Source organism: Paraburkholderia sartisoli (assembly GCF_900107685.1).
In the GTDB taxonomy this organism is placed as follows: domain Bacteria; phylum Pseudomonadota; class Gammaproteobacteria; order Burkholderiales; family Burkholderiaceae; genus Paraburkholderia; species Paraburkholderia sartisoli.
On sequence record NZ_FNRQ01000005.1, the window covers coordinates 62,009 to 81,322 of the forward strand.

16 protein-coding genes are annotated in these 19,314 nt (G+C 63.6%); 5 read left to right on the forward strand and 11 right to left on the reverse strand.

The genetic code is table 11. The features are described from left to right. Positions 1-69 precede the first annotated feature (69 nt). From esaR to def, 8 genes are all read right to left on the reverse strand, one after another. Entirely contained in the window at positions 70-759 is a 690-nt protein-coding gene (gene esaR / locus BLV45_RS16195; protein WP_090534865.1) for a response regulator transcription factor EsaR, read from the reverse strand. Beyond that, complete coding sequence (locus BLV45_RS16200; RefSeq protein WP_090534868.1) at positions 760-3,195, reverse strand: sensor histidine kinase; 2,436 nt, start codon at positions 3,193-3,195, stop codon at positions 760-762. Continuing rightward, complete coding sequence (locus BLV45_RS16205) at positions 3,185-3,775, reverse strand: DUF4390 domain-containing protein (RefSeq protein ID WP_090534870.1); 591 nt, start codon at positions 3,773-3,775, stop codon at positions 3,185-3,187. Before BLV45_RS16205 ends, BLV45_RS16200 begins: the two co-directional genes overlap by 11 nt. After that, entirely contained in the window at positions 3,772-5,196 is a 1,425-nt protein-coding gene (rsmB, locus tag BLV45_RS16210; RefSeq protein WP_090534873.1) for a 16S rRNA (cytosine(967)-C(5))-methyltransferase RsmB, read from the reverse strand. Before rsmB ends, BLV45_RS16205 begins: the two co-directional genes overlap by 4 nt. 294 nt (positions 5,197-5,490) lie before the next feature. Further along, a complete protein-coding gene (gene htpX, locus BLV45_RS16215) occupies positions 5,491-6,348 on the reverse strand; it encodes a zinc metalloprotease HtpX (RefSeq protein ID WP_090534876.1) in 858 nt (285 codons plus the stop codon). Between the two features lie 103 nt (positions 6,349-6,451). Then, positions 6,452-7,105: a LysE family translocator gene (locus tag BLV45_RS16220; RefSeq protein WP_090534877.1), complete on the reverse strand. Its 654-nt coding sequence runs from the start codon at positions 7,103-7,105 to the stop codon at positions 6,452-6,454. A 161-nt stretch (positions 7,106-7,266) separates the two neighbouring features. Next, the gene (gene fmt, locus BLV45_RS16225; RefSeq protein WP_090534879.1) at positions 7,267-8,262 is read right to left on the reverse strand and encodes a methionyl-tRNA formyltransferase; all 996 of its coding nucleotides are present in this window, start codon (positions 8,260-8,262) and stop codon (positions 7,267-7,269) included. A 30-nt stretch (positions 8,263-8,292) separates the two neighbouring features. Further along, entirely contained in the window at positions 8,293-8,796 is a 504-nt protein-coding gene (gene def / locus BLV45_RS16230) for a peptide deformylase (RefSeq protein WP_090534882.1), read from the reverse strand. A 265-nt stretch (positions 8,797-9,061) separates the two neighbouring features. On the opposite strand from def, the gene dprA reads away from it, so the two are divergent. The 3 genes from dprA to BLV45_RS16245 all read left to right on the forward strand — a co-directional run bounded on the left by dprA (position 9,062) and on the right by BLV45_RS16245 (position 13,569). Further along, positions 9,062-10,192, forward strand: coding sequence for a DNA-processing protein DprA (gene dprA, locus BLV45_RS16235; protein ID WP_090534884.1), 1,131 nt, complete (start codon positions 9,062-9,064; stop codon positions 10,190-10,192). A 58-nt stretch (positions 10,193-10,250) separates the two neighbouring features. Beyond that, on the forward strand, positions 10,251-10,628 hold the full coding sequence (locus BLV45_RS16240) for a thioredoxin family protein (protein ID WP_090534887.1): 378 nt from the start codon (positions 10,251-10,253) through the stop codon (positions 10,626-10,628). A 280-nt stretch (positions 10,629-10,908) separates the two neighbouring features. Next, positions 10,909-13,569 carry a DNA topoisomerase III gene (locus tag BLV45_RS16245; protein ID WP_090534889.1) on the forward strand — a complete coding sequence of 887 codons (2,661 nt, stop codon included), beginning with the start codon at positions 10,909-10,911 and terminating at the stop codon, positions 13,567-13,569. A gap of 101 nt (positions 13,570-13,670) precedes the next feature. Here BLV45_RS16245 and BLV45_RS16250 read toward each other — a convergent pair whose 3' ends face one another. After that, complete coding sequence (locus tag BLV45_RS16250; RefSeq protein WP_090534892.1) at positions 13,671-14,765, reverse strand: LysR family transcriptional regulator; 1,095 nt, start codon at positions 14,763-14,765, stop codon at positions 13,671-13,673. 148 nt (positions 14,766-14,913) lie between these two features. Between BLV45_RS16250 and BLV45_RS27140 the strand changes: the two genes are divergently transcribed. Then, on the forward strand, positions 14,914-15,093 hold the full coding sequence (locus BLV45_RS27140; protein WP_143130435.1) for a hypothetical protein: 180 nt from the start codon (positions 14,914-14,916) through the stop codon (positions 15,091-15,093). A 34-nt stretch (positions 15,094-15,127) separates the two neighbouring features. Here the strand turns inward: BLV45_RS27140 and BLV45_RS16255 are convergent, their stop codons facing one another. Further along, positions 15,128-16,984 carry a phosphoenolpyruvate carboxykinase (GTP) gene (locus BLV45_RS16255; protein WP_090534895.1) on the reverse strand — a complete coding sequence of 619 codons (1,857 nt, stop codon included), beginning with the start codon at positions 16,982-16,984 and terminating at the stop codon, positions 15,128-15,130. Positions 16,985-17,333: 349 nt separating this feature from the next. Between BLV45_RS16255 and BLV45_RS16260 the strand changes: the two genes are divergently transcribed. Further along, the gene (locus tag BLV45_RS16260; protein ID WP_090534897.1) at positions 17,334-18,347 is read left to right on the forward strand and encodes a D-2-hydroxyacid dehydrogenase family protein; all 1,014 of its coding nucleotides are present in this window, start codon (positions 17,334-17,336) and stop codon (positions 18,345-18,347) included. Between the two features lie 56 nt (positions 18,348-18,403). On the opposite strand, the gene BLV45_RS16265 is transcribed toward BLV45_RS16260, so the two are convergent. Continuing rightward, complete coding sequence (locus BLV45_RS16265; RefSeq protein ID WP_090534900.1) at positions 18,404-19,270, reverse strand: patatin-like phospholipase family protein; 867 nt, start codon at positions 19,268-19,270, stop codon at positions 18,404-18,406. Positions 19,271-19,314 lie beyond the last annotated feature (44 nt).

Consider the following 19,314-nt stretch of genomic DNA (forward strand, 5'->3'; position numbering starts at 1 on the left):
AGTATATCAAAGTGGGCCGACCGCCTCAAGCCCCTTGATGAAATTTATCGGAATGGCCCGTGGCCGGCCTTATTCGCTCTTGTTCTTGCCGAGGTCGACGCCGAGCTGCTTCAGCTTGCGATACAGGTGCGTGCGTTCCAGTCCGGTTTTCTCCGCGACGCGCGTCATGCTGCCGTTTTCGCGCGCGAGGTGATATTCGAAGTAAGCGCGCTCGAACGCGTCACGCGCATCGCGCAGCGGAATATCGAACGAAATCGACGCTGTCTGTGCCGGCAGTGCGCTGCCGATCATGCCGTCGCCGGAAAGCATCGGCAGCGCGGCCGCCGAAGCCACCGTCGACATGCCCGCCGGCAACGCGGGTTTCGCCGCCGCGCCGCCGATGGCGGGCGCCGCGTTGCCGCGCGCAAGACCCTGCTCGACCGCCTTCAGCAGCTTCTGCAAGGCAATCGGTTTCTCGAGGAAATTGAGTGCGCCGATGCGCGTGGCCTCGACTGCTGTGTCGATCGTCGCGTGACCGGACATCATGATCACGGGCATCGTCAGTTGCCCTTGCGCGGCCCACTCTTTCAACAACGTGACGCCATCGGTATCCGGCATCCAGATGTCGAGCAGCACGAGATCCGGCGCCTGACGCAGACGGAAATCGCGCGCTTCCTGCGCGTTTTCCGCCGCTTCCACGACGTGCCCTTCGTCGCTCAGGATCTCCGAGAGCAATTCCCGGATGCCCATTTCATCATCTACCACCAGGATGGTTGCCATTTACGCTGCCCTTGTCTGCACGGTTGCTTTTGTCGTTCCCCGCAATGCGTCGCCGTGCGTGCCGTGTGGCCCCGCTTCCGGCGCCGCCGCATCGTCTGCCATTTGAAGGAAAAGTATCGAGATCTGCGCGCCCTCGATCACATCGCCCGCTTTCATGCGGTTGCGAATGTCGATTCGCGCGCCATGTTCGTCGACGATCTTCTTGACCATGGCAAGACCCAGGCCTGTTCCTTTGGCCTTGGTCGTTACGTAAGGTTCGAAGGCGCGCGTGAGAATGCGGGCGGAGAAGCCCGGACCGTTGTCCGAGACGGTCAGGCGCACCGCGACACGCGCTTTCCCTTCTGCATCGGGATCGCCATATTCTACTGTCCGCGTCTCGAGCACCACATGGGGATGCTCGACGTCGGCCACTGCGTCCTGCGCGTTCTGCAACAGATTGTGGATCACCTGGCGCAACTGCGTCGCATCGCCACGAATCACCGGAAGATGCGCGCCGAGCTCCACCTCGATCGAGCTCTTGCCTTCTTCGATGCCGTACAGCGTGAGCACTTCGCTCACGAGCTCGTTGAGCTGCAGGTTCGCGAGCACCGCCGGCGGCGTGCGCGCGTAATCGCGGAAACTGTCGACCATCTGCTTCATCGCCGCGACCTGGTTCACGATCGTGGTCGCACCGCGCTTGAGCACGTCGGCGTCGGATGGCCCGAGCTTGTCGGCGAGCTTCATCTGCAAACGCTCCGCGGAAAGCTGGATCGGCGTCAGCGGATTCTTGATTTCGTGCGCGAGCCGCCGCGCGACTTCGCCCCACGCGATCGAACGCTGCGCCGAGATCACGTCCGATATGTCGTCGAACACGACCACGTAGCCGGACGTCTGCGCATCCTGCTCGTCGCCATCGGCAGCCGCGACGAGCCGCGCGCCGCGCACCAGCAGCGTCAACGGTTCGGCTTCGCCGGCCGCCTGAACCGATACCTGCTGCTGCCAGTGTCCACGATCGTCCTGTCCATGACCGTGTCCGTCGCCGCTCGCCGCCTCACGATCGGCGAACGCCTTGCGCACCATCGCGCCGAATTCGTCGAGCACGCCGATGTGATCCAGCGGCGAGCCGAGCATCGGCTGGAACGGCTGACGGAAGATGCGCTCCGCGCCGCGATTCGCCGTGGTCAGCCGGAAGCGCCGGTCGAATACGAAAACGCCCGCTGTCAGGTTCGCGAGAATGCTTTCCAGATACGCCTTCGAATGTTCGAGCGCGATGCGGTTGTTCTCGACCGCCGCGCGCGCCTCCGAAAGCTGGCGCGTCATCGCGTTGAACGACTGCGTGAGGAAGCCAAGCTCATCACGCGACTTGATTTCGCGCTTCGGCGTGTAGTCGCCTTCGGTCACTTCCTTCGTGCCCTGTGCGAGCAGGAACAGCGGCCGCGCGAGCTGGTTGCCGAGCGCGAGCGCCAGCATCATCGCGATAAACGTGGCGAGGAACAACGCAAGCGTCAGCGTGCCGATGTACATCTTGCGCAGACCCGTCCGCCCGAGCGCCTTTTCCTGGTACTCGCGATAGGCGCGCTGCACGGCATCGGCGTTCCGCGCGAGCGACGGCGAAACCGGCACCGTGAGCTGCAGGAAGCGTTCGGCCGGTTGCAGCAACGCCGCGTTCGAATCCGGAATGCGCTGCACGACGCGCAGACGCAGCGCGCCCTTCGCGCCACGCAGATTCGGATCGCCGTCCACTTCGCCTTCGATGGCGGCGAAGCCGCGGCCGCGCGCCTGCTCGATCATGAGCAGCGTGGGCAGATCGTTCGGCACCAGCGACGCGTAATTGCCCGACGCCTGCGCGACGACGTGCATGTCCGGCGTCGCGCCCGACATGCTGCGCACCGGCTCGACGATGAGCGCTTCCTGCACGCCGAACTGGTCGCGCAGACGCAGCAGCGTGAGCGTCGTGCTGCCCGCCCCGGTGCTCGCCAGCTGCTCGGACATCAGGCGGCCCTTCGTCTGCAAATCGGACAGCGATGCATCGAGCATACCGCGCCCCAGATTCAGGCCGGACGTGAGCGCCGTTTCGACGTTGACGTCGAACCACGATTCAATGCTGCGCGACACGAACTGATACGACACGATGTAGATGATCCCGCCCGGCACGACGCCCACGAGCGCGAAGAAGAACGCGAGCTTCGCGAGCAGCCGCGTGCCGAACTTGCCCTTGCGCAATCGCGTGATGATCACGACGACGAGCACCGCGACGATCAGCATGAAAATCAGGGCGACCGCGACGTTCGCCGCGTACAGCCACTGATAGTAGCGATCGAAGAATTCGGTGTTCGCGCTCGCGGCGGCGAGCAGCACGAGCAGCAGGACGGCGGTGACGGCGACCGTCGACACCAGCACGCGGACGAGGAGTCCGGTGATGCTGGTTGTCGTGGCGTGGCGCACTTTATTTAGCACGTTCGGTCACCGTGAAGGTAAAGCGCTTCCAGTCCGAAGAGAGGTTCCAGTCGCGGTTGTTGACCGCGTCGATCTGGAACGGCTTCGGCATCAGCGCGACATCGAGCTGCATGCGGACCGACGCGTTATACGTCTCGCCGACATTGACCTGGTTGCGGTCGATCACATGCCACGACGTGACGTGCTTGATGACCGAGAGCGCGTCCTTCAGCGTGCTGAAACCAAGCTGAAGCCCGCCCGTCGACACGCGATATTCCCGCGTGAGCGGCTGGAACGACAGGCGGATGCTTTGCGAAACGTTGACCGGCTGCTCGTCGAACCAGTACCAGCGCGGGCGACTGAGCTCGAAATCGGTGGTGAAGTAGAGCGGGATGCCCTTGTTGACGGCGTCTTCAAGGTTGCTGTTCAGCTCGAACTCAAAACGCGCGTCGAGACTCCAGCCATTGCCGTCGGCCTGCAACGATGCGCGCTGCACGGCGATCGAGTCGGCGCGCGCGGATCCGGCGGTGCCCAGCCAGACAGCCAGCGCAATCCAGAGCACGGCCGCGAGCCGAAGCGGGAAGAAGCGTTTGATGGTCACCGTTTCTGAAAGCGCGCGTAGAAAAATCCGTCGTGGTCTGAATTCGAGTCGGTGTCCTGCCCTGCACGCGGCGCGCCTGATGCAACGGCCTGCGCGCGGGCGACCTTGGGCAACAGCTGCCCCGGCGCGTCCAATCGTACCGCATCTTGATGGTTGCCTCCAAACCACTGCGCCTGCAACTCGCCCTCTTCGGGGAAGATCGAGCACGTCACGTAAAGCAGTTCGCCGCCGGGTTTGACGAGCGGCCAGAGCGCCTCGAGAATGCGCCGCTGCTCGGCAACCAGCGCGGGAATATCGCTCGCGCGACGCAGCCAGCGAATGTCCGGATGACGTCGCACGATGCCCGACGCCGAACACGGCACGTCCGCGAGGATGCGATCGAACGGCTGGCCGTCGTGCCACTTCGCAGGATCGCCGGCGTCGCCGATGCGCACTTCGGCTTCGAGGTTCAGGCGCTGAAGATTCTCGCCGATGCGCCGTGCGCGCGACGCATCGCTTTCGAGCGCGATCAGTTCGATGTCGGCGAGTTCGAGCAGATGCCCTGTCTTGCCGCCGGGCGCCGCGCACGCGTCGAGCACCCGCATGCCGTTTTGCACGCCAAGGGATTGCGCGGCGAGTTGCGCGCCCGCGTCCTGCACCGAGACGACGCCTTCATCGAAACCTGGAATACGATCGACTGGCATGGGCGTATCGAGACGTACCGCGTGTTCGCCAGCCGCGCTCGCCGCGATGTGCTGCTCGCCTAGCACGTTCAGATAATCAGCGACGCTCGAGCGGCGCGCGTTCACGCGCAGCGTCAGCGGTCCCTGCTCCTTGCCGGAGGCGAGGATCGCCTCCCAGTTGTCCGGCCATGCGCTTCTGACGGCGTCGATCCACCATTGCTGATAGTTCCAGTGAGCGACGTCGTCGGCCTGCACCGTGGCCAGCAGGCCTTCGCGCTCGCGCAGGAAACGGCGCAAAACCGCGTTGACGAGTCCCTTCGCGAACGCGAACTCGCGGCGCGCGCCGATCGCGCTGACGGCCTGATCGACGACCGTGAACGGCGTGTACGCAGCCGATTCCTGCTCGTCGACCAGCAGCGCAAGCGAGCAGGCCAGCACGTGACCGACGTGCGGCGGAGGCGCCTTGCGCACGAGCTGTGCGATCAGCGCCTCGGCGGTGGCCAGACGACGCATCGTTCGATACGCGATGTCCTGCACCGCGCCGCGCGCGGCCGCGGCGGCGCCTTCAGGCGCGGAGACGAAAACGCTTTGCAGGGCAGCCGGCAGCGCAGCGCCGAGGCGCACGGCGCCGATGGCCTGCGCCGCGCAATCGAGCGCAAAGCCCAGCGACTCAGGCGCGAGATGCAGCGCCGACAGGCGCGATTCGCGCGTGCGCGGGGATTTTGATGAGATGGATCGCTCGGAAGGCTTGGCAGTCATGGATCAGACAGAGGCGCGCTACACAGGCGGCGTGGCGCAAAAGAGACATTGTAGCGTGGCGCGCCGCCGCGCCGGGCCCGGACCCACGGTACGTGGGTGGCGCGGAGGTGTTTGAGGTTGCCGGTCGTACGGGGGGCTTTGCCCAGGAACGGGCTGGCGCATGCGGTTGTGCATGCATTGAGAATCAAAAAGGGCGAGCCTGCTGGCTCGCCCTCGGGCTGTGGAACACGAATACTGCCGTGCGAGCGTTCCCCTTCGGTTCATTTCACCCGAAGCGGCGCGCTCTTCGTCAAATCATTCGAAGCGGCCGGTTCGCGCCATCTCCATCAGACGCGCCACGCGTTCCTCCGTGGCCGGGTGCGTGGAAAACAGGTTCGCGATGCCGCCGCTTGCGAGCGGGTTCATGATCATCATCTGAGCCGTTGCCGGATGAGCTTCGGCAGTCGCGAACGGAATGCCGCTCGCGTAGCGATGAATCTTGTCGAGCGCCGACGCAAGCGCCTGCGGGTCGCCCGAAATCTGCGCGCCGCCGCGATCCGCTTCGAACTCACGCGCGCGTGAAATCGCCATCTGGATGAGCGCGCCTGCGATCGGCGCCAGAATCGCCACGGCGATACTCGCGATCGGGTTCGACGCGCGGCCGTTCTCGTCGCGCCCGCCAAAGAACATCGCAAAGTTGGCCAGCGCCGAAATCGCACCCGCCATCGTTGCCGACACCGTCGAAATCAGGATGTCGCGATGCTTCACGTGCGCCAGTTCGTGCGCCATCACGCCGCGCATTTCGCGCTCCGACAGCACCCGCAGGATGCCCGTCGTGGCTGCCACGGCCGCGTGCTCGGGGTTACGGCCCGTCGCGAAGGCGTTCGGCGCGTCTTCGTTGATCAGGTAGACCTTGGGCATCGGCAGGTTCGCGCGCGTGGCAAGTTCGCGGACCATCCGGTAAAACTGCGGCGCACTGGTTTCGTCGACTTCCTGCGCGTTGTACATGCGCAGCACCATCTTGTCCGAGAACCAGTACGAAAAGAAATTCATGCCGATGGCGATCAGGAACGCGAGCATCATGCCCCGCGAGCCGCCGATCATGCCGCCGATCACGATGAAAAGGGCCGTAATCGCGGCCATCAGCATCGCGGTTTTCACCCAGTTAAACATGTCCTGTACTCCTTGCCCGAATGCGCGTTTACCTGTGAAGCCGCCGAGTGCGGCGACCGATTGTAAGCGATTTGTTAGATATGGGCGCGCAGGGAAAATTCAATCAGCGTGACGCGGTGGCGAGTTTGATGCCCAGACCGACGAACGCGCTACCCACGCCACGGTCGAGCCACTTCTTCACACCGGGCTTGCCGGAGAAGCGTTGCGTCACGCTGCCGGCGATCCACGCGACGAAGCTGTTCCAGACCATGCTCATCACGACGAAGACCACGCCAAGCGCCAGGAACGCCAGGGTTTTGTGCGCGCTATCCGCGGTGACGAACTGCGGAAAGAACGACACGAAGAACAGCACGACCTTCGGGTTCAGCACGTTCGTCCAGAAGCCCTGCAGGAAAAGCTGGCGCAGCGATTTCGGCGCGCCGGGCGCGCGCGAAGGTGCGGTCTTCGCCGGATCGGACGACTCTACCGCCGGCTTCGCAAAGATCAAACGTGCGCCAAGGTAGATCAGGTAGATCGCGCCGACGAACTTGATGACGGTAAACGCCGTGGCCGACGCCGCAAGCAGCGCGGTCAGACCGAACGCGCAGGCAAGCGAATGCACGCAGCACCCGGCCGAAATGCCAAGCGCCGACATCAGCCCCGCACCGCGCCCCTGCGCAACGCTGCGCCCGACGATATAAGCCGTGTCAGGGCCGGGCGTTATGTTCAGCAGGAAAACCGCGACGACGAAAAAAGCGAAATGAGTGATGCCAAACATTGAAACCTCGAGCGCGTGGGGAATGCACAAACGATTCTAACGCGCCGCGAGGCGGCGGCGCGATCTGGCCGAACGGCATATGGTGCGGCGACGCCGGTGGCCTTACGATCCTGCCTGAACGACACGAAAATCAGGGCGCCGCAGCGCGGAAGACATGGCGACTACCGCGCTTCGGGCAGCTTGAAACGCTGTCCGGCGGCGACGGTTGAGCCAGCAAGAAACTCGCGCACCGGCAGGCGTTTGCCGCCGGGCTTCTGCAGTTGCGTGAGGCGCAGCGCGCCGTCGCCGCTCGCGACGACCACGCCCTCCGGGGAGACCTCCACGATCGTGCCTGGCGCGGCTTCACGTGCAGAGCCAATGGCGTCGAGTGCTTCCGCAGCCCAGATTTTCAGCGCGGTGCCGTCTTCGAGCGTCGCCACGCCGCCCGGGAACGGGTCGAACGCGCGAACCTGGCGCGCAAGCTCGATGGCGGGACGCCGCCAGTCGAGCGCCGCTTCGTGCTTCGCGATCTTTTCGGCGTACGTTGCGCCGTCGGCGGGTTGCGGAGCGGACGTCAGGTTGCCCGAGCGCTCGAGTTCCACGAGCGCGTCGACGATCAAGGTGGCGCCAGCCTGCGCGAGCCGGTCGTGCAGTGTCGCCGTGGTGTCGTCGGGATAAATGGGCATGCGGGCTTCGGAAATCATCGCGCCGGTATCGAGGCCGACGTCCATCTGCATCAGCGTGATGCCGGTTTCGGCGTCGCCGGCTTCGATCGCTCGGTGAATCGGCGCCGCGCCGCGCCAGCGCGGCAGCAGCGACGCGTGAATGTTGATGCAGCCGTGCGGCGGGATATCGAGCACCTCCTGAGGCAACAGCAGTCCATACGCGGCCACGACCATGACGTCGTGCGGTGTCGCTCGCAACTGGTCGATGGCGGCGCCGGCTTCGGCCGGATATTTGCCGTTCCGGCGTAACGAGGGCGGCTGCGCGACATCGAGGCCATGTTCCAGCGCGAAGCGCTTCACCGGGCTCGCCTGCAGTTTCATGCCGCGGCCGGCGGGGCGATCAGGTTGTGTCAGAACGAGCGGCACCGGAAATCCGGCCGCGTGAATCGCGGCAAGTGCCTCGGCGGCGAATTCCGGCGTACCGGCAAAAATGACGCGTAGCGAATGGTTCATGTACAGGGGCGTTAGCAGGACAGGAACGCGTTACATCGCGTGCGCGAGCTTTTTCATCTTGCTCTTGATGCGCGTCTGCTTGAGCGACGACAGATATTCGACGAACACGCGGCCCACCAGGTGATCCATTTCGTGCTGGATGCACACGGCGAGCAGGCCTTCGCAGTCGAGTTCGAACGTCTCGCCCTTCTCGTTCAACGCACGCACACGCACCTTCTCGGCACGCTCGACGTCGTCGTAGATTCCGGGCACCGACAGGCAGCCTTCTTCGGAAAGCTTCTTCTCGTCGCTCGACCAGATGATTTCCGGGTTGATGAACGCCTGCAGTTCGTCGTGTGTTTCAGATACGTCGATCACGATCACGCGTTCATGCACGTCGACCTGCGTTGCCGCAAGGCCAACGCCCGGCGCCGCGTACATCGTCTCGGCCATATCGGAGACCAGCCGGCGGATGCGGTCATTGACCACTTCGACGGGTTTCGCGATCTTGTGCAGGCGCTTGTCGGGATAGTTGAGGATGTTCAGTAAAGCCATGGTTCTGATGAGAGTGAGTGAGCGCTGCGCGTCGCGGCCGCTTTCAGTCCGATACCGGGCCGGGTCTCATATATGGCCATCTGGCCAGCTTGTGGGCCCATCGGGTTATGCGGAGGATATGTCGTCGAACCAGTTCGATTCAACACAGGGCTGGACGCACGACTGAAAGGCACGCGCGGGCGGGCGCGGCACTGCTTTTATTCCGGATGATGAAAATTTTAGCATGGCGACCGCCCGGCCGCTGCCCGTAAAGGATTGACACGCAATGCGTACCCTGCCGATGACTGATGGTGAACTCGCCGCGTGGCTGCGGCTTTCGCTGGCGCGCGGACTCAAACCCGCCGTCCTGCGCACGCTTCTCGATGCTTTCGGGCTTCCGGAGGCGCTGCTTGGTCAACCGTTCGCTGCAATCGCGGCGGCAAGCAGCGAAGCGTCCGCGCGCGCCGTGCTCGCGCCGCCCGCGGCGGGTTTCGACGAACAGCTCGCCGCAGTCCTCGCATGGCGCGAGGCGCCCGGCAACCAGGTGCTGACGCTGGGCGACCCGGCTTACCCGCCGACGCTGCTGACCATGCCCGATCCGCCACCGCTGCTATATATAAAGGGGAAACTCGAACTGCTCCACGCGCGAAGCATCGCCGTGGTCGGTAGCCGCAGCGCGACGCCACAGGGCGTCGAAGACGCAGGCCGGTTTGCTCGGGCGCTGTCGGACGCAGGCCTCGCCGTCGTATCCGGGCTCGCGCTGGGTATCGACGCCGCCGCGCATCGCAGCGCGCTCGCCGGACCCGGCAGTACCGTTGCGGTCATCGGAACGGGGGCGGACGTGGTGTACCCGTCGGCAAATCATCAGCTTGCACACCAGATCGCGGCGACGGGCGTCATCGTGTCGGAATGGCCGCTCGGCACGCCGGCGCGCTCCGCCCACTTTCCCCAGCGCAACAGGCTGATTGCGGGGCTGTCGAGCGGCGTGCTCATCGTCGAAGCGGCAATGCGCTCCGGGTCGCTGATCACCGCCCGGCTCGCGAACGAAATGGGACGCGATGTGTTCGCGATCCCCGGCTCGATTCACGCACCGCTCTCGCGCGGCTGTCACCGGATGATCAAGCAGGGCGCAAAACTCGTCGAGACGCCCGAAGACGTGCTCGAAGAACTCGGGTTCGCGGTTCCGGCGGTCGCGCGGCCGTCGCTTCGCGCGCCTTCGGGCATCGAGACTTCGCTCGCGCCGGAAGCCCAGCAACTGCTCGACGCGCTCGGCCATTCGCCGGCCACGCTTGAAATTCTCGCCACGCGCACCGAAATGGTCGAGGCGAGGTTGCAGGCCGCGCTCCTGCAGCTGGAACTGGCCGGCCACCTGAGCGTGTTGCCGGGCGGGCGCTTCGTTCGGGCCAGCCACGGCTGACGGCGCGCCATGCTACATTCGCGCCAAAGCACCTGACACAAATACGCAAGGAATCGCCATGCCCGCGCTGAATCTCGACACCGATCAGGACCGGATCGCCGAGCGTATCCACAACCGCGACACGTTGTTCGTCGCGTGTCTGTGCGCGCAGTGGTGCGGAACGTGCCGCGAGTATCGCGACGCGTTCGACCGGCTGGCAGATCGCCATCCCGACATCTGTTTTGCCTGGATCGACATCGAAACGCACGCGGACCGCTTCGACGATCTGGACGTGGAAAATTTTCCGACGATCCTGATCGAAGACGCCAGCACGACACGCTTTTTCGGCACCGTGCTTCCGCAAGCGGGCATCGTCGAGCGCATGCTGGCCGAGTCCACCGCGCTGCCAGGTGTCACGGGTGCGCCGAAACTGCGACCCGCACTGGCGGTTGCCTGAAAGCATCGCAGGGAGGCGGGCCTGATGCGCGGCGAGTCGTGCGAAGACACGTTGCGGTAGATCGCCAGAAGGCTGGAAAAGGCGGTATCAAACACTGAAACGCACAGCCAGCAAGGCTTCCATGGCGCCCCCGGGTATGGGAGCCGCGCTTGCCTGACTGGCGGGCTCCCAATTATGATGAGCCGCTTTTTGAAGCACAGGAATCGTTGTTGCAGCGGCGTGTGCTATAAAGCGGTCGTTAAAGGGCCATAAACCCGATCCACATACTCACATCCCAGTCATGTCCAAAGCACTGATCATCGCCGAAAAGCCTTCCGTCGCGAACGACATCGCACGCGCTTTGGGCGGCTTTACCAAGCATGACGAATACTTCGAAAGCGACGACTACGTGCTTTCGTCGGCGGTCGGGCATCTGCTCGAGATCGCGGCGCCCGAGGAATACGAAGTCAAGCGCGGAAAATGGAGCTTCGCCAATCTGCCGGTCATCCCGCCGCATTTCGACCTGAATCCGATCGCAAAAAGCGAGTCGCGGTTGAAGGTGCTGACGAAGCTGCTCAAGCGCAAGGACATCGACCGGCTGGTGAACGCATGCGACGCGGGGCGCGAAGGCGAGCTGATTTTCCGTCTGATCGCGCAGCACGCGAAAGCGAAGCAACCCGTGCAGCGTCTCTGGCTGCAATCGATGACGCCGGCCGCGATCCGCGACGGCTTCGCCCGTCTGCGTAGCGACGAGGAAATGCAGCCGCTCGCCGATGCGGCGCGCTGCCGTTCCGAAGCCGACTGGCTCGTCGGCATCAACGGCACGCGGGCGATGACCGCGTTCAACAGCAAGGGCGGCGGCTTCTTCCTCACAACCGTCGGGCGCGTGCAGACGCCGACGCTGTCGATCGTCGTCGAGCGCGAAGAGAAGATTCGCCGCTTCGTGCCGCGCGACTATTGGGAAGTGAAAGCCGAGTTCGTCTGTTCGGCGGGCTTCTATGAAGGCCGCTGGTACGACCCGAAATTCAAGAGAGACGAGTTCGATCCGGAAAAGCGCGATTCGCGCCTCTGGAGCGTGCCGGCCGCCGAAACGATCGTCGCCGCCTGCCGCGGCCAGATCGGCACGGTGACGGAAGAATCGAAACCGTCGACGCAACTTTCCCCCGCGCTCTTCGACCTGACGAGCCTTCAGCGTGAAGCCAACGGCCGCTTCGGCTTTTCGGCCAAGAACACACTCGGTCTCGCCCAGGCGCTGTACGAAAGGCACAAGGTGCTGACCTATCCGCGTACCGATGCGCGCGCGCTGCCGGAAGACTATATCGAGACCGTGAAGAGCACGCTCGACATGCTGAAGGAGAGCAACAACTATCTGCCGTTCGCGAAGCAGGTGCTCGACAAGGGCTGGGTGAAGCCGAACAAGCGCATCTTCGACAACTCGAAGATCAGCGACCACTTCGCAATCATCCCGACACTGCAGGCACCGAAGGCGCTGTCCGAACCGGAGCAGAAGCTGTACGACCTCGTCGTGAAGCGCTTCCTCGCGGTGTTCTTCCCGGCGGCCGAATTCAAGGTAACGACGCGCATCACGGAAGTCGTCGGTCATCATTTCAAGACCGAGGGCAAGGTACTGGTCGAGCCGGGCTGGCTGCAGATCTATGGCCGCGAAATCGGCGGCGAAGACGCGAACCTCGTGCCCGTAAAGAAGGACGAGAAGGTCAAGACCGACAAGGTAGCGGCCCATCAGCTCGTGACGAAACCGCCTGCGCGCTACAACGAAGCCACCTTGCTTTCGGCGATGGAAGGCGCGGGCAAGCTCGTCGAGGACGACGAACTGCGCGAGGCGATGGCGGCCAAGGGGCTCGGCACGCCGGCCACGCGCGCCGCCATCATCGAAGGTCTGCTGGGCGAAAAGTATCTGATTCGCGAAGGCCGCGATCTGATTCCGACCGCCAAGGCGTTCCAGTTGACCACGCTGCTGCGCGGCCTGGGCGTCGAGGAACTGACCGCGCCGGAACTCACCGGCGAGTGGGAGCACAAGCTCGCGCAGATGGAGCGCGGCAACCTGAAGCGCGACGAGTTCATGCAGGAAATCGCGCGCATGACGCAAACCATCGTCAAGCGCGCGAAGGAATACGACTCGGACACAATCCCGGGCGACTACGCCACGCTTGAGACGCCGTGTCCGAATTGCGGCGGCCAGGTCAAGGAGAACTACAGGCGCTTCGCGTGTACGAAGTGCGAGTTTTCGATTTCGAAGATTCCAGGCGGCCGTCAGTTCGAGATTCCGGAAGTCGAGGAACTGCTGCAGAACAAGACGATCGGCCCGCTCTCGGGCTTTCGCAGCAAGATGGGCCGCCCGTTCTCGGCCATCCTCAAGCTCTCGTTCGACGACGAAACGAAGAACTACAAGCTCGAGTTCGACTTCGGCCAGGACTCAGGCGGCGAAGATGGCGAACCGCCTGATTTCTCCGCGCAGGAGCCGGTCGGCGCCTGCCCGAAGTGCAAGGCGCGCGTGTTCGAACACGGGATGAGCTTCGTCTGCGAGAACTCGGTGGCGAATCCGAAAACCTGCGACTTCCGTTCGGGCAAGGTGATCCTTCAACAGGAAATCAGCCGCGAACAGATGTCGAAGCTGCTCGAAGAAGGGCGCACCGATCTGCTGACGAACTTCAAGTCGTCGCGTACCGGTCGCAACTTCAAGGCGTTCCTCGTGAAGCAGAGCGACGGCAAGATCGGCTTCGAGTTCGAGAAGAAAGAGCCTTCAGCGAAAACCGCGGCGAAGACGGCTACCAAAAAGGCCGTCGGCGCGAGCGACGACGCGCAGACCGAAACGCAGGAAGCAGGCGTCACGGCCAAGGCTGCACCGGCACGGAAAACGGCGGCTAAAAAGACTGCGACCAAAACCGCTGCCGCCAAAAAAGCACCCGCGAAAAAGGCCGTCGCGCGCAAGACCGGCTCGTAGACGATACGACGCGCGCCGGCTTTGCACGGCGGCGCGCGCGTGCAATAAAAAAAGCGCAACCATCAAGGTTGCGCTTTTTTTTGCGTCTCGGCCCGCTTGACTTAAAGCGGAGACAACGCCGTCGGTCGTGTCCGTGGACTGGACTTGACCGGCTTGGCTGCGGGCACTTCGCTATCCAGCAGGCTGGACAGCGGCTCAGCGCCATCGAACGCCTCGGGCGGCATGCGGTCCGAGGAAGGCGCCATCGCCGGCGCGGACGGGCGCATGAGGCCGTCCTTGACCCATTGCTCGCCCAGTTGGCTGTTCGGCGTCTGGTTGAAATGCTCGACAAGGTGATCGATAAACGTGCGCACCTTGGCCGGCAGATGCCGGCGGCTCGGGTACGCGATGTTGATCTCGACCTGCGGCAAACGGTAATCGCTCATCAGGCGCACCAGCTTGCCGCGCGTCGTGTCGCGGCCAATCAGATAGCTTGGCAGGATCGCGATGCCCATGCCGAGCATCGCGAACTGACGCAGCATCTCCGTGTTGTTCGCGACGATCACGTTCGTCGGACGCACGCGCACTTCACCATCCGGCCCCGTGAAGACACGCTCGTCGCCCCAATATTCGGACGGCAGGCTCAGGCACGGATGTTCGGTCAGATGCTCGGGACGCGTCGGCGTGCCATGCTTTTCCAGATACGCGGGCGTCGCGCATACGGTCATGCAACCGGTGGTCAGGCGCCGCGTGACGATGCTCGCGCTGCGCATATGCCGCGCGATCACGACACCCACATCGAACCCTTCTTCGACGAGATCGACCTGCCGGTCGACCAGCGTGACATCGGGGATGACTTTCGGATAGCGCTCGGCGTACGTCTGCAGCACCGGCGCGAGGTTGTGCAGCCCGAACACCACGGGCGCGACGATGCGCAACGTGCCGACGGGTTCATGATTGCGCGCCACCACCATCTGCTCGACGTCTTCCAGCTCGTCGAGAATCTGGCGCGCGCGTTCGAGATAAACCTGACCGGATTCGGTCAGTGAGAGACTACGGGTTGTCCGGTTGAGAAGCCGCGTGCCAAGCCGACCTTCGAGATCGGCCACATGCCGGGTCGCGACAGCGTTCGAGATATCCATCGCACCGGCTGCGCGGGCAAAGCTACCGAGATCCGCCACTTTGACGAAAACTCGCATCGACTGCAAATGATCCATAAGACAACTCCTGCGTGTTACAGCTTTTTTCTTCCCAGGAAGGCGAAGCGAACTGCGAATGGCGAATTCTCCTCCGACTCCTGAAATCCTGCAGAAGTTGCCTGGAAACACAGCGATTGCATAAAAATTTGTGCGATTGTGCCCTTTAATGGAAGATGAATCTCTCGATTACTCTGAATTCAGAAACAATAAGAAGGCCGCGATCGTCGAAGCAACCATTGCGGAAAATGCCGAAAGGCTATGCTCAACTGTCGAAAGTGCCGCGAAAGCGGCAAGAATTCTCCCAGCACCGGTCATGAAAAAGCCGCCCGAAGGCGGCTTGAACTGAGCGGCTTGCAATAGCGAAGCGTGTGCTCACATTGTCATGCGGCGAGCCGGTTGCGCAGCGCCGTTCGCGTTTCCTGCAATGCCGGTGGCAGGCCGCGCTCCAGCCTGTCGAACAGCTCGGCGTGCAGGTCGAGTTCCTCGCGCCAGGCGGCATCGTCGACTGAAATCACCTCGTCGTACTGGTCGCGCGTGAAATCCAGGCCGCTCCAGTCGATGTCGTCGTAGGCCGGCGAGATGCCGAACGCGTGTTCCGCGCCGTTCGCGTCGCCCTCGACACGACCGACCATCCAGCGCAGCACGCGCATGTTCTCGCCGAAACCCGGCCACACGAACTTGCCGTCGGCGCCCTTGCGGAACCAGTTTACGCAGAAGATTTTCGGCATCTGCACGTTCAGGCGCGCGAGGCGCTCGCCGGTCCGCAGCCAGTGGCTGAAGTAGTCGCTCATGTTGTAGCCGCAAAACGGCAGCATCGCGAACGGGTCGCGGCGCACCACGCCCTGCCGGCCAGCTGCGGCAGCCGTCGTCTCGGAGCCCATCGTCGCGGCCATGTAGACGCCCTCGACCCAGTTGCGCGCCTCGGTGACGAGCGGCACGGTCGTCGAGCGGCGGCCGCCGAAAATGAACGCGTCGATCGCTACGCCGGCCGGGTTCTCCCATTCGGCATCGATCGAAGGACATTGCGACGCCGGCGCCGTGAAGCGTGCGTTCGGATGCGCCGCCTTGCGGCCGGTTTCCTTCGCGATCGCGGGCGTCCAGTCCTTGCCCTGCCAGTCGATCAGGTGCGCGGGCGGCTCGTCGGTCATGCCTTCCCACCAGACATCGCCGTCGTCCGTCAGCGCGACGTTCGTGAAGATGACGTTTTCCTTCAGCGACGCCATCGCGTTGAAGTTGGTCTTTTCGCTCGTGCCCGGCGCGACGCCGAAATAACCCGCTTCCGGATTGATCGCGTAGAGGCGGCCGTCGCTGCCTGGCTTGATCCAGGCGATATCGTCGCCGATGGTGGAGATGCGCCAGCCGTTCAAGCCTTTCGGCGGAATCAGCATCGCGAAATTGGTCTTGCCGCAAGCCGACGGAAACGCCGCCGCGACGTGATACTTACGCCCTTCCGGCGACGTCACGCCGAGAATCAGCATGTGTTCGGCGAGCCAGCCTTCGTCGCGGCCCATCGTCGACGCGATCCGCAGCGCGAAGCATTTCTTGCCCAGCAGCGCATTGCCGCCGTAGCCCGAGCCGTAGCTCCAGATTTCGCGCGACTCGGGGAAATGGACGATGTATTTGGTGTCGTTGCACGGCCACGGCACGTCTTTCGCGCCCGCGGCGAGCGGCGCGCCGACCGAATGCACGCACGGCACGAAGTCGCCGTCCTCGCCGAGCGCGTCGTACACCTTGCGGCCCATGCGCGTCATGATGCGCATGTTCGTCACCACGTATGGGCTGTCGCTGAGTTCAACGCCGATGTGCGCGATCGGCGAGCCGAGCGGTCCCATCGAAAACGGCACGACGTACATCGTGCGGCCGCGCATCGCGCCGTCGAAAAGACCATCGAGCGTCGAGCGCATGTCGGCCGGTTCAAGCCAGTTGTTGGTCGGGCCGGCGTCCTCCTTGCGCTGCGAGCAGATAAACGTGCGATCCTCGACGCGCGCCACGTCGGACGGGTCGGAGCACGCGAGATACGAGTTGGGACGCTTCGCCGGATTCAGCTGCGTGAGCGTGCCGGACGCGACCATCTGCGCGCACAACCGGTCATACTCTTCCTGCGAACCGTCACACCAGACGACGCGGTCCGGCTTCGTCAACGCGGCAACGCGCTGAACCCAGTCGATCAGTTTCCGGTGCCTGATCCAGGCCGGTGCCTCTACGGCGGCCTGACCATTGAATGCGGGATGGTTCATCGAGCTGTCTCCGTTCTGTTATTGAAAGAAAAAACGGTAACCAGCCCAGCAACGCTGCTGCGAGAGGCATCCAATCCTGCTTCGCCGATGTTCCGGCCCGCCGGATTGTGCATGACGTCGTGGGCCTGCCAGCCTGTTGTTCGAAACCGTCTGTAAAGCGGCTTGCATCGATTGGCAACAAACTGTTAAAAACAGGGGTGAATCCTGCCTGTCTGACACGATGCCGATGTTCCGGTCCCGTTCGACAGGGCTTCAATCCGCAGTACCAGCATGCATGTAAATCACATGTTGGGACATTCAGCTTATCACTCCGTTCCGCGCCCATTAAGTGCGCAGCAAAACACACGCCATGAAGATTGCCATCCTCGACGATTACCAGGACGCCGTTCGCAAGCTCAATTGCTTCCAGTTGCTCGCCGACCATGAAGTCAAGGTTTTCAACAACACCGTCCGTGGACTGGGCCAGCTGGCAAGCCGCCTGTCCGAAGTCGACGCGCTGGTTCTGATTCGCGAACGTACGCGTATCACCTCGCAACTCCTCGATAAATTGCCGCATCTGCGCATGATCAGCCAGACGGGCAAGGCATCAAGCCACATCGACATGGCCGCGTGTACCGAGCGCGGCATCGCCGTGCTGGAAGGCAATGGTTCGCCGATCGCGCCCGCCGAACTGACGTGGGCACTCATCATGGCCGCCCAGCGGCGCATTCCGCAATACGTAGCAAACCTTAAGCAGGGCGCCTGGCAGCAGTCGGGTTTGAAGACGTCGGCGTTGCCGCCGAACTTCGGGCTCGGCACGGTTTTGCGCGGCCAGACGCTCGGGATCTGGGGCTACGGCAAGATCGGCCGCCTGCTTGCGGGCTACGGCAAGGCATTCGGCATGAACGTGCTGATCTGGGGGCGCGAACACTCGCGCGAAGCGGCGAAGGGGGACGGCTTCGACGTCGCCGAAAGCCGCGAGGCGCTGTTCGAGCAGAGCGACGTGCTGTCGCTGCATCTGCGCCTGCATGACGACACGCGCGGCATCGTGAGACAGGAAGACCTGATGCGCATGAAGCCGACCGCGCTCTTCGTGAACACGAGCCGCGCTGAACTGCTGGAAGAAAACGCGCTGATGGGCGCGCTCTCGCACAACCGGCCGGGCATGGTGGCGATCGACGTGTACGAGAGCGAGCCGATCCTGCAGGGCTACAGCCTGCTGCGGATGGAAAACGTGATCTGCACGCCGCACATCGGCTATGTCGAACGGGAAAGCTACGAGCTGTACTTCGGCGCGGCGTTCAAAAACATCCTCGCATTCGACGGAGGCGACACGTCGAGCGTCGCGAATCCGGAAGCGCTGCAGGGCGGACGACGCCGGTAAACCGGACTCCTTGCGCTTTTGTCTGTAGTGCGAGGTCTGTATGGGCGCGTCGCGGTTCAGTCGTGAGCGGCGGCGCCCAGCAGGTCGGGCACGCGTTGCAGGAACTGCTCGCCGTCGACGCGGCCAAGGTTATACGCGTGCTGCATCTGCGACGGGCTGGTGTAGTCCCAGCTCGAAATCGGCACCTTGCGCGACGGCTGCACGTACAGACGCTGCTGCGTGCCGTGCGGCACGACGAACATCTGCGGACGCGGATAGAGCCGCGTCACCATCACGAGGACCATGCCGGGCGTTTCGTCGAGGGCGCCGACGGGCACGTTGTCGACCATTCCGCCGTCCAGCACCGGGCGGCCGTTGCGTCGCAGAACGGGCGTGAACGGCGGCGTACTCGACGATTGCAGGATCAGGTCGGCGAGATCTTCGACCGTCGCGCAATCCTGCGCGCGCACGAATTCCGGATGGAAGCCGAGCGTCTGACCGAGCGTCGGATGCAGCGTCTTGCGGACGTATTTTTCGATGTTGTACGCGATCAGCCCGGCTGCGACGGCGCTACGCGCGCCCAGCCAGCGCGGCAGATGCGACACGCCGATGCGGATTTCCGGCGCCTTCGCGAGCGAAGCGAAACGGTCGCCATAAATATCGAGTAGCGCCTGACGGTAGATCCGGTAGTGCGGAAACACCGATTGCCCGCGCAGCAGGTTGCCCCAGTACGCGTTTTTCGTGTTTTCTCGCAGCGCGTGCTCGTAATAGCGCATCACCCAGCTGGATTCGTTCGTATAAAGCATGCATGCCGTGGCCGCGCCCGCCGAAATGCCGGAGATGACGCGCGGCTTGATGTGCAGTTCGGGCTGGACGACGTCCCAGAAGCCCGCCTGCCACCAGCAGCGATTGCCGCCGCCCGCGAATACGACCTGATCGAACATCGTGACTGATTCCTCCGGTGCGACGCGGTGGACGCGTCGCCATC